This is a genomic window from Aquipuribacter hungaricus (genome assembly GCF_037860755.1).
Taxonomy (GTDB): domain Bacteria; phylum Actinomycetota; class Actinomycetes; order Actinomycetales; family JBBAYJ01; genus Aquipuribacter; species Aquipuribacter hungaricus.
The window spans coordinates 1-16,027 of sequence record NZ_JBBEOI010000069.1 but is presented as its reverse complement, the minus strand read 5'-3'; the positions used below and the strand labels follow the sequence as shown (position 1 = coordinate 16,027).

General features: G+C 75.3%; 14 protein-coding genes. 13 read left to right on the top strand and 1 reads right to left on the bottom strand.

Going from position 1 to position 16,027, the window contains the following annotated elements; all coding sequences use genetic code 11:
• The first annotated feature begins 128 nt into the window (after nt 1–128).
• Genes nirB through WCS02_RS09435 form a run of 3 tightly spaced genes read left to right on the top strand, consistent with a single transcriptional unit; the run spans nt 129 to nt 4,436 of the window.
• Complete coding sequence (gene nirB / locus WCS02_RS09445) at nt 129–2,807, top strand: nitrite reductase large subunit NirB (protein WP_340292368.1); 2,679 nt, start codon at nt 129–131, stop codon at nt 2,805–2,807.
• Nucleotides 2,804–3,205: a nitrite reductase small subunit NirD gene (gene nirD / locus WCS02_RS09440; RefSeq protein ID WP_340292366.1), complete on the top strand. Its 402-nt coding sequence runs from the start codon at nt 2,804–2,806 to the stop codon at nt 3,203–3,205. Before nirB ends, nirD begins: the two co-directional genes overlap by 4 nt.
• Nucleotides 3,195–4,436, top strand: coding sequence for a uroporphyrinogen-III synthase (locus WCS02_RS09435; RefSeq protein WP_340292364.1), 1,242 nt, complete (start codon nt 3,195–3,197; stop codon nt 4,434–4,436). Before nirD ends, WCS02_RS09435 begins: the two co-directional genes overlap by 11 nt.
• 91 nt (nt 4,437–4,527) lie before the next feature.
• Here WCS02_RS09435 and WCS02_RS09430 read toward each other — a convergent pair whose 3' ends face one another.
• Nucleotides 4,528–5,394, bottom strand: a complete 867-nt coding sequence (locus tag WCS02_RS09430; RefSeq protein ID WP_340292362.1) for a DUF559 domain-containing protein — start codon at nt 5,392–5,394, stop codon at nt 4,528–4,530.
• 225 nt (nt 5,395–5,619) lie between these two features.
• Here WCS02_RS09430 and larAH point away from each other — a divergent pair, with 225 nt between their 5' ends.
• The 10 genes from larAH to WCS02_RS09380 form a co-directional block, all read left to right on the top strand.
• Nucleotides 5,620–7,209 (top strand): NPN-dependent hydroxyacid isomerase, LarAH14/15/16 family, encoded by a 1,590-nt coding sequence (larAH, locus tag WCS02_RS09425; RefSeq protein ID WP_340292360.1) that lies wholly within the window; start codon nt 5,620–5,622, stop codon nt 7,207–7,209.
• Entirely contained in the window at nt 7,206–8,144 is a 939-nt protein-coding gene (locus WCS02_RS09420) for a lysophospholipid acyltransferase family protein (RefSeq protein WP_340292358.1), read from the top strand. Before larAH ends, WCS02_RS09420 begins: the two co-directional genes overlap by 4 nt.
• A 91-nt stretch (nt 8,145–8,235) precedes the next feature.
• The gene (locus WCS02_RS09415) at nt 8,236–9,789 is read left to right on the top strand and encodes a YcaO-like family protein (protein ID WP_340292356.1); all 1,554 of its coding nucleotides are present in this window, start codon (nt 8,236–8,238) and stop codon (nt 9,787–9,789) included.
• 107 nt (nt 9,790–9,896) lie between these two features.
• A complete protein-coding gene (locus WCS02_RS09410; RefSeq protein ID WP_340292354.1) occupies nt 9,897–11,210 on the top strand; it encodes an ABC transporter substrate-binding protein in 1,314 nt (437 codons plus the stop codon).
• Nucleotides 11,211–11,214: 4 nt separating this feature from the next.
• Nucleotides 11,215–12,165: a carbohydrate ABC transporter permease gene (locus WCS02_RS09405; protein WP_340292352.1), complete on the top strand. Its 951-nt coding sequence runs from the start codon at nt 11,215–11,217 to the stop codon at nt 12,163–12,165.
• Nucleotides 12,162–13,064, top strand: a complete 903-nt coding sequence (locus tag WCS02_RS09400; protein WP_340292349.1) for a carbohydrate ABC transporter permease — start codon at nt 12,162–12,164, stop codon at nt 13,062–13,064. The genes WCS02_RS09405 and WCS02_RS09400 overlap by 4 nt, the downstream gene beginning before the upstream one ends.
• On the top strand, nt 13,061–13,456 hold the full coding sequence (locus WCS02_RS09395) for a hypothetical protein (protein WP_340292346.1): 396 nt from the start codon (nt 13,061–13,063) through the stop codon (nt 13,454–13,456). The genes WCS02_RS09400 and WCS02_RS09395 overlap by 4 nt, the downstream gene beginning before the upstream one ends.
• Nucleotides 13,453–14,133 (top strand): polysaccharide deacetylase family protein, encoded by a 681-nt coding sequence (locus WCS02_RS09390; RefSeq protein ID WP_340292344.1) that lies wholly within the window; start codon nt 13,453–13,455, stop codon nt 14,131–14,133. The genes WCS02_RS09395 and WCS02_RS09390 overlap by 4 nt, the downstream gene beginning before the upstream one ends.
• Before the next feature lie 45 nt (nt 14,134–14,178).
• On the top strand, nt 14,179–15,153 hold the full coding sequence (locus tag WCS02_RS09385; RefSeq protein WP_340292342.1) for a type I phosphomannose isomerase catalytic subunit: 975 nt from the start codon (nt 14,179–14,181) through the stop codon (nt 15,151–15,153).
• Nucleotides 15,154–15,205: 52 nt separating this feature from the next.
• The coding region (locus tag WCS02_RS09380) for a Brp/Blh family beta-carotene 15,15'-dioxygenase (protein WP_340292340.1) at nt 15,206–16,027 on the top strand (822 nt) is incomplete at its 3' end.

The following is a 16,027-nucleotide window of genomic DNA, read 5'->3' as shown; positions in this document are numbered from 1 at the left end:
CGCGCGCTGCTCGCGGCCCTGCCGCCCGCCCTGCCGCCCGCCCTGCCGCCCGCCCCGGGACCCGTCCCCGCACCGGCCGGTCCGACCGTCGCCCCCGCGCCGCCCGCCCAGCACGAGGAGATCAGCGCATGAGCCCTGCCCCCCGCCTGCCCCACCGCGTCGTCGTCGTCGGCCACGGCATGGTCGGCCACCACCTGCTCACCCGGCTGCGCGACGGCCTCGCCGGGGCCGACCCCGCGACCCGTGCGCGCCTGGACGTCACCGTGCTGGCCGAGGAGCACCGGCCCGCCTACGACCGGGTCGGCCTGTCGTCCTACCTCGCCGGGCGCAGCGAGGCCGACATGACGATGGTCGAGGAGGGGTTCTTCGACGCCCCCGCCGACCCGGACGACAGCGAGGACGTCGCGCACCGGTTCGCCCTGCACCTGGCCACCCCGGCCGTCGCGCTGGACCGCACGGCCCGGACGGTCACCGACGCGACCGGGGCGCTGCACCCATACGACACCCTGGTCCTGGCCACCGGGTCGTCGGTCTTCGTCCCGCCGGTCCCCGGCCACGACGCCCCCGGCACGTTCGTCTACCGCACCCTCGACGACCTCGACGCGATCGCCGCCTACGCGCGCGGCCGGCGCTCGGGCGCCGTGGTCGGGGGCGGGCTGCTCGGGCTGGAGGCCGCCGAGGCGCTGCAGCGGCTCGGCCTGGAGCCCCACGTGGTCCAGCTGTCCGACCGGCTCATGCCGCTGCAGCTGGACGAGGGCGGCGCCGGGATGCTCCGCCGCCACGTCGAGCAGCTCGGCATGACCGTGCACCTGGACGCCTCGACCACCCGGGTCCGCACCGGCCCCGACGGCTCGGTCGCCGGCCTCGACCTGGCCGACGGCCGCCGTGTCGACGTCGACCTCGTCGTGTTCTCCCCCGGCATCCGCCCCCGCGACGAGCTCGCCCGCGCGTCCGGCCTCGACGTCGGCGGGCGCGGCGGCGTGGTCGTCGACGACGCCTGCCGCACCAGCGACCCCGACGTCTACGCCGTCGGGGAGTGCGCCCTGGCGCAGGGCCAGGTCTGGGGCCTGGTCGCCCCCGGCTACGCGATGGCCGCCGTGGTCGCCGAGCAGGTGCTCGCCCGCGTCGACACCGCGCGGCCCGCCCCCACCGCCACCTTCACCGGCGCCGACATGTCGACCACGCTCAAGCTCACCGGCATCCCCGTCGCCAGCGTCGCCGACTGCCACGGCCGCACGCCCGGCGCGCTGGAGCTGGTGTGGAACGACCCGACCGCCCGGGTCTACAAGAAGGTCGTCGTCGACGAGGTCACCGGCGCCGTGCTGGGCGCCGTCCTCGTCGGGGACGCCGAGGCCTACCCCACGCTGAAGGCGCTCGCGGCGAGCGCGGGCACCCTGCCGGGGACGGCCGAGCAGGTGCTGTTCCCCCGCGCCGGCGACGGGCCGGTCGTCGCCGGTCCCGCCGGCCTGCCCGACGCGGCCGTCGTCTGCAGCTGCCTCGACGTCACCAAGGGCAGCATCTGCGCCGCGGTCCACGACGGCGCCCGCGACGTCGCCGCGGTCAAGGGGTGCACGCGCGCCGGGACCGGCTGCGGCTCGTGCGTGCCCATGATCGCCGCCCTGGTCACCAGCACCCTGGACACGATGGGCGTCGAGGTCGACCGGTCGCTGTGCGAGCACTTCGCCCTGACCCGCCGCGAGCTGTACGACCTCGTCCGGCTCTCCGGCCACACGACGTTCACGCAGGTCGTCACCGCCCACGGCACCGGCCGCGGCTGCGACATCTGCAAGCCGACCGTCGCGAACATCCTCGCCACGCTGGCACCGGCGCACGTGCTCGACGGGGAGAACGCCGCCCTGCAGGACACCAACGACCACGTCATGGCCAACATGCAGAAGAACGGCACGTACTCGGTGGTGCCGCGGATGCCGGGCGGGGAGGTGACGCCCGCCGGGCTCATCGTCATCGGCGAGGTCGCCCGCGACTTCGGGCTGTACACCAAGCTCACGGGCGGCCAGCGGATCGACATGTTCGGCGCCCGGCTGGACCAGCTGCCCGCGATCTGGCGCCGGCTCGTGGACGCGGGCTTCGAGTCCGGGCACGCCTACGGCAAGTCGCTGCGGACGGTGAAGTCGTGCGTCGGCACGGACTGGTGCCGCTACGGCGTGCAGGACTCGACCGGCCTCGCCGTGGCCCTCGAAGAGCGCTACCGGGGGCTCCGGTCGCCGCACAAGCTCAAGTCCGGGGTGTCCGGCTGCGCCCGGGAGTGCGCCGAGGCCCGCAGCAAGGACTTCGGCATCATCGCCACCGAGCTCGGCTGGAACCTCTACGTCGGCGGCAACGGCGGCATGCGCCCGCGCCACGCGGAGCTGCTCGTCAAGGACGTGAGCACCGAGGACCTGGTCCGCTACGTCGACCGCTACCTCATGTTCTACGTCCGCACCGCCGACCGGCTGCAGCGGACGAGCACGTGGGTGGAGTCCCTCGTCGACCCCGACTCGGGCCTGTCCGGCGTGGACTACCTGCACCACGTCGTCGTCGAGGACGCCCTCGGCATCGGCGCGGAGCTCGAGGCCGACATGGCCCGGCACGTCGACTCCTACGCCGACGAGTGGGCCGCGACGCTCGACGACCCCGAGAAGCTGCGCCGGTTCTCCTCGTTCGTTAACGCGCCCGAAACCCCCGACCCGTCCGTGCGCTTCACACTGGAGCGCGGCCAGATCCGTCCCGCCACCGACGTCGAGGTGGCCGCGGGGCGCTCCCGACCGGGTGTGGCCCTGCCGATGCCGGAGGTGGTGACCAGATGAGCACGCTCGACGAGGTCCTGGTGGGCGGGGTCCCCGCCCAGGTGGTCGATCCCGGGCGGCCGTGGCTGGCGGTCTGCCGCGTCGACGACCTGGCCCCCGAGCGCGGTGCCGCCGCGCTCGTCGACGGCGAGCAGGTCGCCCTGTTCCGGCTGCTCGACGGCTCGGTCCGGGCGGTCGGCAACCTCGACCCGTTCTCTGGCGTGCAGGTGCTGGCCCGGGGCATCGTCGGCACCCGCGACGGCTCCCCGATGGTCGCCTCGCCGTTGTACAAGCAGCACTTCGACCTGGCGACCGGCCGCTGCCTCGAGCAGCCCGGGACCCGGGTGCCCGTGCACGAGGTCCGGGTGGTCGACGGCACGGTGCTGCTGCGGCTGGGCGAGGTGGCCCGTGACGGCTGAGCCGGCCCCGCCGTCGCAGCGGGTCGCCCCCGACGCGCTGACCGGGGACGAGCCATCGGCCGGACCGTCCGCCGTGACGGCCGGGGCGGGTGCGGGCCGTCCCGTCGCCGAGGTGGGCAGCCGGCCCCTGGAGGGCTACCTGGTCGGGATCACCGCCGACCGCCGCAAGGACGAGCTGGCCACCCTGCTCGAGCGGCGCGGCGCCCGGACCCTCGTCGGCACCGCGATCCGGCTGCTCCCGCTGTCCGACGACCGCGAGCTGCTCGCCGCCAGCCAGGCGCTGGTCGCCCACGCCCCGACCCACGTCGTCGTGACGACCGGCATCGGGTTCCGCGGCTGGCTCGAGGCCGCCGACGGCTGGGGCATCGGCGACGACCTGCGCGGCACCCTCGCCTCGGCGCGCATCCTCGCCCGCGGCCCCAAGGCGACCGGGGCGATCCGGGCGGCCGGGCTGCGCGAGGCCTGGTCCCCGTCGTCGGAGTCGAGCAGCGAGGTGCTGGCCCACCTGCTCGCGACCGACCTCACCGGGGCGCGCGTCGCCGTCCAGCTGCACGGCGAGCCGCTGCCGTTCCTCGTCGAGGCCCTCGACGGCGCGGGGGCCGACGTCGTCGAGGTGCCCGTCTACCGCTGGGAGACCCCGCCGGACACGGGCGCCCTGGACAAGCTCGTCGAGCTCGCGGCGGCAGGCGGCGTGGACGCGCTGACCTTCACCTCGGCCCCGGCCGCGGTGTCGGTGCTGCGCCGCGCCGAGGTGCTCGAGGCCCACGACGCCCTGCTCGCGCAGCTGCGGTCGCGCCGGGTGCTCGCCTGCTGTGTCGGCCCCGTGACCGCGGCCCCGCTCGAGGAGCTCGGCGTGCCGACCGTCCAGCCCGAGCGCGCCCGGCTCGGCTCGATGGTCCGCGAGCTCGCCGACGCGCTGCCCGCCCGCGACGCCCGCCCCCTGCACGTCGCCGGGCACCGCCTCACGGTCCTCGCGACGGGGGTGCGCCTGGACGACGCCTTCCGCGAGGTCCGCCCGACCCAGCTCGCGGTCCTGCGCGCCCTCGCCCAGCGGCCGGGCCACGTCCTCACCCGCACCGAGCTCGCCGCCGCCCTGCCCGGCACCGGCGACGAGCACGCCGTGGAGATGGCCGTCGCCCGCCTCCGCTCCTGCCTGGGCGTCCCCACCCTGGTCCAGACCGTCGTCAAGCGCGGCTACCGCCTCGCCTACGACCCCTCCGGCGCGTACTGACCCGCCCGGCGGCCGCGAGCGCCCGGCGTGCGGTCCACGAGATCGGCCGTCTGACGGCCCGCGTCGGCGTGTCGCCGTCACTCGGACGATCTCACGCGGCCTGCAGCGCGAGGCGGGCGGAAATACGGGCGACCAGGTGCTCCACCGGTCCGCGGAGGTCGGCGGCGAGGACCACGACGACCACCCACCCGAGCCGCTCCAGCGCCTCCCGGCGGGCGACGTCCGCCGCCCACTGCGCCGTCCCCCGGTGGTGGTCGCCGTCGTACTCGACCGCCACCCGGTGGTCCGGCCAGGCCAGGTCGACGCGGGCCACGTGCCGCCCGGCGGCGTCCCGCACGACGTGGTTGACGGCCGGAGGAGCGAGCCCGGCGAGGGTCAGCGCGACCCGCAGCCTGGACTCTTGCGGCGACTCGGCGCGCTCGTCGAGCAGCGCGAGCGCCCGACGGCCCAGCGCGGTCCCACGACCCCGGGGACGGGCGGACAGCACGAGGCCGATGTCGCGTCGCGTCGTGGGTCGCCGCCTGGCGAGCGCGTCGCCGACCGCCACGAGGTCCTCCAGCCGCGGTGCCAGCGCGGCGGCGTCGCACCATGCCCGGACGGCGCCGGTCACCGGCAGCCCCTCCAGCTCGTACACCGGCAGCGAGGTCGCCCGGTGCCCGTGGACGCCGGCCCCGTAGGGCACGGCCGCGCCGGCGGGCACGGTGACGTGCACGGCACCCGCGACCGGTCCGGGGACGGGCAGACCGCGCAGCCCGAGGGCGGTCCAGTGGCTGAGGCAGGCACCGGGGGTGGTCGCGTCGAGCACAGCAGCGCACCGGGCCCGCAGGTCGTCCGCCCACACGGCCTCCAGGTACCGACCCCGGACCACGCGCACGAACTCCGGACCGGTCAGCCGCTCGCGCGGCACCCCCTCCCTCAGGGCCCGCTCCCGGGTCCACACCAGGTCGTCCCACCTCACCGGCCGAGCCTGCCCCCTACCGTCCCGGACGCGCCGGCGCCCTGTGGACGACGCGGCCCGGCACGAGAGCAGCCGTCCGACGGCGGCCGTCGGCGTGTCCCCGTCGTCCGGCCGCTCTCACCGTCGTGACCCGCGCGCGAGGACGGGCCCGTCCCCAGGCGCGGGGCGCCAGCACACGAGGGCGCGGGGGCGGGACCTCCACCGCCGGGTGGTTGGATACCCGGCATGACGCGTCCCGGTTTCGTGCTCGAGGTGGACGACCGGACCCCGCCGCTCGTGGTGCACGAGGGCGAGGGGTTCCGGCTCGAGCGGTTCCCACGGGGGACGCGGGTCGTCTACCCGCCGGAGAGCGTGCCGACCGTCCCCGACGTCGACGAGGCCATCCAGCAGGCGCTGCTGCACCCCGAGGGCCAGGACCCGCTGCCGTCCCAGCTGTTCGCCGGGATGCGCCTGACGATCGCGTTCGACGACATCTCCATCCCGCTGCCGCCGATGCGGAGCCCCGACATCCGGCAGCGCATCATCGAGGCCGTCCTGGAGATGGCCGCGGCGGCCGGCGTCGACGACGTCGAGCTGGTCAGCGCCAACGCCCTGCACCGCCGCCTCACCCCGGACGAGCTCAAGCACATCGTCGGCGAGCGCGTCTTCCGCAGCTTCTTCCCCCAGGGCGCGCTGTACAACTTCGACGCCGAGGACCGCGATGGCATCGCCACGCTCGGCAAGACGCGCCACGACGAGGACGTCCAGATCCACAAGCGGTCGGCCGAGTCGGACCTGCTCGTCTACGTCAACGTCAACCTCGTGGCGATGGACGGCGGCCACAAGTCCGTCGCGATCGGCCTGGCGCCGTACTCGAGCCTGCGCCACCACCACAACCCGAAGACGATGGTCGCGAGCCGGTCGTTCATGGACCACAAGGCCTCGGCCCTGCACTCCAGCGCCTGGCGCATGGGCAAGGTCGTCGCCGAGCACGTCAAGGTGTTCCAGATCGAGACCACGCTCGACAACACGATCTTCCCGGACTCGTACTCGTTCCTGCAGAAGCGCGAGTGGGAGTGGAACATCGCCGACCAGGCGCGCTTCGTGGGCGTCCGTCGCGGCCTGGCGATCGCCCCCGCCCGGGTCAAGCACCGTGCGTTCCACTCGATGAAGTCCGCCTACGGGCTCACCGGCGTCGTCGCCGGCGAGGTCGAGGCCGTGCACGAGAAGACCATCGCCGCGGTCCACCGCCAGCAGCTCGTCCCGGTCCAGGGGCAGAGCGACGTCATGGTCCTCGGCGTCCCGTTCGTCGGGCCGTACAACGTCAACTCGACGATGAACCCGGTCCTGGCCGCCTGCATGGGCCTGGGCTACTACTTCAACTCCTACCGGGGCCAGCCCGTCGTCCGGCAGGGCGGCGCGGTGATCCTGTACCACCCGGTCGCGAAGGAGTTCAACCAGCTCCACCACCCCTCGTACGTGGACTTCTTCGAGGAGGTGCTGTCGACCTCGACCGACCCGCAGGTCATCGAGAAGCAGTTCGAGGAGCGGTACGCGACCGACCCCTGGTACGTCCACCTGTACCGGACGAGCTACGCCTATCACGGCGTCCACCCGTTCTACATGTGGTACTGGATCGCCCACGCCCTGGACCATCTGGGCAGCGGCCGCAACGTCGTGTGGGTCGGCGGGGACCGGGCGACCTGCGCGCGGATGGGCTTCCGCGCGGCCACCACGCTGCAGGACGCGCTGGAGATGGTCTCCGACACCGTCGGTCCCGACCCGTCCATCACGTACCTGCACAACCCGCCGCACCTGGTGGCGGACGTCACGTGAGCCGGACCACCCCCGTCTCGTTCGTCCGCGACGGCGTCCGCGACGTCCGCACGGTCGCCCGGGGCTGGCGCTGGGGCGTCGGCCGCCGGGCGCTCGTGCCCCGCTCGGCCGAGCCGTTCGTCCCGGCACGGTCGACGCGGGTGTTCCCCACCCGCTGGGCGCGCGGGCCGGCCGCACGGGCTGCCCGCGAGGTCGTGCTGGGCGTCGGCATGAACTCGCTGCTGCGCTCCACGGTCGCCGTCCACGCCCACGGCACGGACGTCCTCGACCGGATCGACGGACCCGTCGTGTTCGTGGCCAACCACTCCAGCCACGTCGACACCCCGCTCATCATGAACACGCTGCCCGCGCGGTGGCGGCGGAAGACGGCCGTCGCGGCGGCCGCGGACTACTTCTTCGACACGTGGTGGCGGGCGGCCGGCTCGGCGATCCTCTTCAACACCTTCCCCATCGAGCGCCGCGGCGGGTCGCTGTCGAGCACCCCGGGGTACCTGCTCAAGGACGGCTGGTCGATCGTCGTCTACCCCGAGGGCACGCGCTCCCGCGACGGCTGGACCGGGCAGTTCAAGCTCGGTGCCGCGTTCACGGCGATCGGCGCCGGCGTCCCGGTCGTCCCCATCGCCATCCGAGGGACGTTCAACGCGATGCCGCACGAGCAGGGCTGGCCCTCCCGCGGCCGCCCGCCGGTGAGCATCCGCTACGGCGACCCGGTCGTCGCGCTCGAGGGCGAGGGCCCGCGCGACTTCACCCGCCGCATCCAGGCCGCGATGGCCGGCCTGCTCGACGAGGACAGCAGCGACTGGTACTCCTCGCGGCTGCGCGCCTCGGGCGCCGGCAACGCCCCGACCAGCGGGCCCGACGTGTCCCGCTGGCGCCGGGTGTGGGAGACCTCCCGGCCACCGGAGCGACGGGGCCGCCGCACCGTCTGGCGCTGACGTCGCGGGCGGTCGGCTGGTCGCCCGTCCCCGCGCCGGGAGGCGGCGGGCCCGGTCGCCGTCCGCACCGGTCCCCCAGAGGATGGGCGCCATGACCGACCAGCCCGACCTGGCCTCCCCCGTCGCCGACCGGATGCTCGCCGCGCTCCCGGCGGGCAGCCACGAGGACTTCGACATCACGGCGCTGGACCGCGTCGGGCTGCCGGTGCACGCCGCCTCGTCCTACCCCGCCCCCGGCGGCGGGCCCGACGGGGTGCGCGACGCCCCCGCCGGCGGCATCGGCTACGGCCCGGACCCGCTGGCGGCACGGCTGTCCGCGCTCGGGGAGATGACGGAGTCCGCCCAGCTGTCGCGCTCGGTCCGCCGCAGCGCGCCCGAGACCGCGAGCACCGCGGCCATGCGGCGCCGGCACGGCGCGGACGCCGTCGTGGACCCGGTGACCCTGCCGGTGGACGCCGGCGCGGACGTCGACCCCGACCGGCCGCTGCGCTGGCTGCCGCTGCGGCGCTGGAGCGACGGCGCCCCCGGTGAGCAGGTCTGGGTGCCGGCGGAGGCGGTCGCGGTCAGCGGGGACGACGTTCCGGGCGGGGCGCCCGAGGGCGGCTGGCTGGTCACGCCCATCACCAACGGCCTGGGCGCCGGGCAGGACCTGGCGTGGGCGGTCGGGCACGGGCTGCTCGAGCTCCTCCAGCGCGACGGCAACGGGCTGCGGTTCCGTGCCCTGGACGCCGGCGACGTCGTGGACCTCGGTCCCGGCCGTGAGCAGCTGCGGGACCCGGTGAGCCTGGCTGCGCTGGCGGCGTTCGACGCGGCCGGCGTCGAGGTCACCGTCAAGCTCGCCTCGGTCGACCTCGGCGTCGTCAACGTCTACGCCGTGGGCGCCGAACGGCCCGGCGGGCCGGAGCCGGTGCACCCGCTCGTGGTCACCGCCGCGGGCGAGGGCACCCACCCGGACCGGGAGGTGGCCGTCCGCAAGGCGCTGCTCGAGCTCGCCGCCTCGCGGGTGCGCAAGGTGTTCACCCACGGCCCGGTCGAGGCCGTCGACGTCCTCGCCCCCGACGGCTACCGCGCCCGCTGGGAGGCCCACCACCCCTCGGCCGGCGAGGAGCGCACGCTGCAGGCCATGCGGGAGTGGCTGCGCCTGGACGCCGAGGAGCTCCGCGCGCTCGTCGCCCCCACCTCGTTCGGCGAGCGCACCCGCACCCGGCTGGACTCCCTGCCCACGTACCCGTGGTCGGGGCCGGAGGGATGGGCGGACCTCACGCCGCTGCTCGTCGACCGCCTCGCCGGCCAGGGGCTCGACGTCCTCGTCCACGACGCGAGCCCCGACGTCGAGGGCCTGCACGCCGTCAAGGTCGTCGTGCCGGGCCTGGAGGTGGAGACGCTGTCGTACGGCCGCATCGGGGAGCGCGGCGCGGCCCGGCTGCTCGCCCGCGCCGAGGCCGGCGACGAGCAGGTGCGCGGCCTGCTCGGACGCTGGTCGGACGCCGGGGTGCCCGAGGACGCGGCCGACGTCCGGCTCACCGCGGCGGCGACCGAGCGGCTCGGCGGACCCGTGTGGTTCTCGCGTGCGGCCGCGGCGGCGCTGGTCGGCCCGCTGTTCCCCCTCTACCGCGAGCCCGGGCGCCACCTCGCCGCCCGCTGAGCCCGGTCGCGACGCCACGGTTCGAGATGTCGGTCGCGCACGAGGGGGTTACGTTCGTCGGGGCCGCGCCGACCGGGGGTGCGTGACCGAGGACGTGGAGGAACGTGATGTCGCTCAGCAGGCGAAGGTTCGTGCAGGGCATCGGTGCCGGCGCCGTCGGGGCAGGGCTCGCGGCCTGCGGCGGCGGGTCGGGCGGCTCGTCCTCGGGCGGGGCCAGCGGGGCCGCGGCGGCCGGCGACCTCACCCTCACCACGTGGGGCAGCGACGCCGAGATCGCCGCGTTCCAGACCATCGCCGACCGGTTCGCCGAGGCCGAGGGCGTCACCGTCGCCATCGAGAACCTCCCGTACGACCAGATCCGCACCGTCGTGGACCGGCGGCTGCAGGCCGACCAGGCGCCCGACCTGTTCCGGGTCAGCTACACCGACGTCGGCGGCTACGCCACGCGCGGCGCCCTGGCCGACCTGTCCGGGACCCTCGACGAGTCCTACGGCAGCGAGTTCTTCCCGCCGCTGTGGGCGGCGATGCAGTACGACGGCGTCCCCGTCGGCGTCCCCCACCACACCGACACCTCCGCCATCGCGGTCAACCTCGACCACCTCGAGCGCGCCGGGGTCACCTCGCTGCCCGCCAGCCTCGAGGAGGCCTGGACCTGGGAGGAGTTCGTCGCCGTCCTCCAGCAGCTCAAGGACGCCGACCTCGGGGCGGCGCCGTTCGCCTTCAACTACCAGGCCTTCGGGGCCTACCGCTGGCTCAACACCCTGTACCAGGCGGGCGGCCAGGTGCTCGACGGCGAGGAGTCCGCGCTGGGCTCCGAGGAGTCGCGCCGGGCGCTGGAGTGGACGAAGGGCCTGTACACCGACGGGCTGCACGAGCCGAGCGTCCTCGTGCGCCGCCCCACCTACCCGGACGAGATCTTCCCCACCGGCCAGATCTCCATGATCCAGACCGGCGACTTCCTCATCCCCAGCCTGGAGGCGGCCGTCGACGGGAAGTTCGAGTGGGGCGTCACCTACCTCATGCGCGACCAGCAGGCCGCGGCCGACCTGGGCGGAAACGCCGTCGTCGTCACCGAGGGCGCCCGCGACCCCGAGGCCGCGGCGGCGTTCGCCCGGTTCCTCGGCGAGCAGGAGCAGATGCAGTACTTCTGCGAGCAGACCACGGTCATCCCGGTCCGCAACGACCTGGCCGACGCCGAGCTCGCCTTCACGGTGCGCCCGGACCTGATGCCGGTGTTCCAGCAGCAGGCGACGACCTTCCCCGACGACCTGGTCGCCACCACGGTGCTGCCGGGCTTCCCCGGGATCAACCAGGCGCTCGTCGACAACCTGGACGAGTACCTGGGCGACCCCGGCTCCTCCACCGACGAGGTCGTCGAGCGGCTCTCCGCGGACGTCGAGTCCGCCGTCCAGCAGGGCTGAGCAGGTGTCGGTCGCGGTCGGCGCGACGCTCCTGGGGCCGGAGACCACGAGCACCCGCCGCCGCGGCCCGCGCGGCACGGCCCGCGGGACGGCACGCCGCGCCGAGGCCTGGGCGGGGGCGGTCCTCGCGGGCCCCGCCGTCGGAGTCTTCGCGGTGTTCATGTTCGTCCCGCTGCTGCTCACCGTCTGGTTCAGCCTCCACGAGTGGGGCGGCTTCGGTCCGATGACCTGGGTGGGCGGCCGGAACTACGTCGAGATCACCCAGGACCCGACCTTCTGGCGCGCCTTCGGCAACACGGTGCTGTTCACCGCGGTCTCGGTGCCGCTGGGCATCGTCACCGGGCTCGGCGCGGCGCTGCTGCTCAACAGGGCGCTGCCGGCGCGGGGGCTGCTCCGGGGCCTGGTCTACCTGCCGGTCGTCGTGTCCGGTGTCGCGGCCGGCGTCATCTTCCTGCGGCTGTTCGACCCGATCCGCGGCATCCTCAACCAGCTCGCCGGCACCCTCGGGCTGCCCCAGGTCGACTGGCAGTCCGACGCGACCGCGGCCCTGGTGTCGATCGTCGTGGTCACGACGTGGCAGGGCGTCGGCTTCGGCATGGTCGTGTACCTCGCCGGCCTGCAGGGCATCCCGCGCGAGGTGTACGAGGCCGCCTCGGTCGACGGGGCCGGACGCTGGCGGACCTTCGCCTCGATCACGTGGCCTCTGCTCGCCCCGACGACCTTCTTCCTCGTCGTCTACTCCGTCATCCTCAGCTTCCAGGCCTTCGACTCCGTCTACGTGCTCACCCGCGGCGGGCCCGGCAACGCGACGACGTTCCTCGTCCAGTACGCCTACGACCAGGGCTTCAACCAGCTGAGGCAGGGCTACGCGGCCGCGCTCGGCGTCATCATCTACGCCGTCGTCCTGCTGCTCACGGTGGTCCAGTGGCGCCTCGGTCGACGGAGCGCCGCGTGAGCGCCCCGACCGGTCCCGCCGCCGGTACCCGCCGCGGTGCCACGAGCCCCGAGCGGGCCGCCCGTGCCCGGGCCGCGGGCCGGCGCGAGGGACGCCTGAGCGGGGCCCGGCTCGCCGTCGCCGTCCTCGTCGTCGTGCTGCTCATGTTCCCCGTGTACTGGATGCTCCGGACCTCGGTGGCCTCGACCGCGGAGCTGAGCAGCACGCCGGTGCCGCTCTGGCCGCGGTCCTGGGATCTGGCGAACTACGTCGAGCCGTGGCGGCAGTACCCGTTCGCCCGCTGGCTGACGAACTCCGTCGTGGTGGCCGTGGTGTCGGTGGTGCTCACCGTGGCCATCAACCTGGCCGCCGGGTGGGCGTTCGCCAAGCTGCGCTTCCCCGGACGGGACCTGCTGTTCCTGGCCATCCTGTCCACGCTCATGGTCCCCGTGCAGGTGATCATGATCCCGCAGTTCCAGGTCGTCATCGAGATGGGCCTGCTCGACAACCCGATGGGCGTGGTGCTCCCCCGCCTGGCCGAGGCGTTCGGGCTGTTCATGGCGCGGCAGTTCTTCCTGTCGATCCCCGACGAGCTGGTGGACGCGGCGACCATGGACGGCGCCGGGCACGTCCGCACCTTCTGGTCGATCGCGCTGCCGCTGTCCGGGCCGCTCGTCGCGGTCCTCGTCATCTTCACGTTCATGTGGCGGTGGAACGAGTTCGTGTGGCCGCTCATCGTCCTCACCACGGCCGACAGCTACACCCTGCCGGTCGGGCTGCAGTTCCTCGTGCAACAGTTCGGCAGCGACTACGGCCCGCTGCTGGCCATGTCGTTCCTGTCGATCCTGCCGATGCTGCTCGTCTTCGCGGTGTTCCAGCGGTTCTTCGTCGAGGGCGTCGCGCGGACGGGCATCCGGTGAGCGAGGCCCCGCTGGTCCCGGCGCTGCGCCGCGAACCCGTCGCCGACGTCGCCGCCTCCTACGCCCGGTACGCCGCCCGCGAGCTCGAGCGCGAGGGCATCCCCATGGTGCTCGCGCTCTCCGACGCCCGCACCGGCGCACCTCCCCGCGTCGACGACCCCGCCGCGCTCGCCGAGGGCACCCGGCTCGCCCGGCTGTTCGACGCCTACGAGGCCGGCATGGCCGAGGAGGTGGCGCGCGCCGAGGCCGACCCCGAGCCGGACCTCACGGGCGGGGCCCCGCTCATCACGGTGCTCGTCGTGCTCGCCGAGGAGCACCTGCGCGCGCGGGACCCGGACGGGGACGACGCGGACGGGGACCAGACCGGGCCGGCCGTCGGGGGGCCGCTGTGAGCGTCACCGACCGGGCGAGCCACCGGGCCGCGCTGCAGGGCGGGGCGTTCTTGCGGGTCGTCAACTGGCACAACACCCCCGAGCGGGGCCGGGCGCGGCTGCGGGCGGAGCTCGTCGCGTACCTGCGGGACCACCGCCCCGTGGTGCCCGACGACCTGGACCGGCTGTTCGAGACGGGTCGGTGGGGCCACGACCGGCCGGGCGTGCTCGTGGCGTTCTACGACGGCTACCGCAACGGCGCCACGGTGGCCGGGCCCGTCTGCGACGAGCTGGGCATCACGGCCTGGTTCCTGCCGCCGACGGCGTTCCTCGACACCCCGGTGGAGGAGCAGCACGCCTTCGCGGACGCCCACGACATCACCCTCGTGCCCGAGGAGCGCGAGCAGGCCCGGGTCGCCATGACGTGGGAGGAGCTGGAGGTGCTCGGCCGCCGGCACGTCGTCGCCGCGCACACCGCGACCCACGCGATCCTCGACGAGGTCGTCACCGCCGACGACGTCGAGCGCGAGGTGCTGGCCCCCGTCCGGCGCATCACCGAGGTGACCGGCCGGGTGCCGCCTGCCACGGTGTTCCGCTACGGCCGGCCCCACGACGGCGGTTCGCCCGCCTGGCAGGCCGCGGCCGCCGCGGGGGTCCGGTACGCGCTGAGCAACACCGCCGTGGAGCGCATGGCCTGAGGGCGCCTGCCGCCCGGCGCCGGTCCGGGGTGGCACCCTGTCCCCGTGACGCTCGGCCCCCTCGCCCTGACCCCCCGTCTCGTCGAGAAGCCGTGGGGGTCCCGACGCCTGGCCGGGCTCGGGCGCCACCTGCCCGACGACGTGCTCGTCGGGGAGTCCTGGGACGTCGCCGACCTGGACGCGTCCGTCACCCCGGTGGACGACCCGGTGACCAGGGTCGCCGCGGGCCCGTCGGCCGGACGGACCCTGTCCGAGCTCGTCGCCACCCACCGCGAGGACCTGCTCGGCACCGCCGAGCCGGTCGCGGGCGGCCGGTTCCCGCTGCTCGTCAAGCACCTCGACGCCGGCCAGCACCTGTCGGTGCAGGTCCACCCGTCGGCCGCGGTGCTCCCCGACCTGCCCGGCGCCCACCTGAAGACCGAGTCCTGGATCGTCGTCCAGGCCGACGAGGGCGCGGAGATCATGCTGGGCGTGGTCGACGGCGTCAGCGCCGACGACGTCGAGGCCGCGTTCGGCACGCCCGCCATGGTGCCGCTGGTCCGGCGCGTCCCCGCCCGGGTCGGCGACGTCCACCACGTCCCGGCGGGCCTGCTCCACGCGCTCGGCGCCGGCGTGGTGGTGTGCGAGCCGCAGACCCCGTCGGACACGACATACCGGCTCTACGACTGGACGCAGGAGTACGGCCGCGCCCCCCGCGACCTGCACCGCGAGGAGGCGATGCTCTGCCTGCGGGCCGAGTGGGACGCCAACACCGCGCCGCAGGAGCCGGCCCAGGGCGACGGGCTGCTCGTCGACACCGCGCACTACCGGATCAGCCGGACCAGCGGCGCCCCCGCCGGCCCGGTCGAGGTGCCCGCCCGGGACGGCGCCCGCGTCGTCGTCGTCGTCGAGGGCTCGCTCGCCCACCCGGACCTGCCGGCCGCCCTGGGCCCGGGCGGGGTCTGCCTGCTGCCGGCGGCCTGGGCAGGGTCGCTCGAGGCGGGCGAGGGCACCACCTGGCTCGACCTCGACCTGGTCTAGCCGCCCCCCGGGCCGCGGTTGCCGACCCGGGGTGCCGGGCGCACCCTGGGGCATGCCGCTGGTCGCCGAGGACCGCATCATCCGCACGGGCCTGGTCGCCGTCGTCGGCGCCGTCGTGGCGACGTTCCTGCTGGCCACGGTCGGGGACCCCTGGCGCACCGGCGTCGCCGCCGCCCTCGTCGTGCTGCTCGTCGCGGTCGGCAGCCCCCACGGGGCGCTCGACCACCTCGTGCTGGTCAATGGCGCCCGCGTGCAGGACGCCGGCAGCACACCGGGCGGACGCGTCCGCCGGATGGTCCGCGCCGCCCGCGCCCAGGTCGACGGCCTCGGGCCGGGCCTGGTCGTCGGGTACGCCGGCCTCGCCCTGCTGAGCCTGCTCTGCTACCTCGCCGCACCGCAGGCGGGCTTCGCCCTGTTCCTCGTGCTCAGCGTCGCTCACTTCGCCGCCGGTGAGGCCGGGGTCGCCGTGGACCGCGGCCTGGCGCGCGGCTGGCTCGACCCCCTGGCGTGGGTGGCCGCGCTCGGCGGCGTCGTGGTCGTCGTGCTGCCGCTGGCCTCGCGCGGGGCGGCGGCCGCGGTGGAGGCGGTCGACCCGCGGCTCACGCCCGTGCTCGCCACCCTCGTCGGGCTGCGGCCCGTCGTCGTGCTCGCCGCGGCGCTCGCCGTGCTGGGCTGCCTGGTGGCCGCGCAGCGGGGCAGCAGCCGGGCGCCGGTCGTCGCGGTCGAGCTCATGGCGCTGACGGCCGTGTCGCTGCTGGCCGACCCGCTGCTCGCCTTCGGGGCGTACTTCGCGTTCTGGCACTCGCTGCGCCACCAGGCCCGGCTGGCGCAGCTGCTGCGCGGCCCCGGCGGGCGGCCCGCGCCAACTCGGATC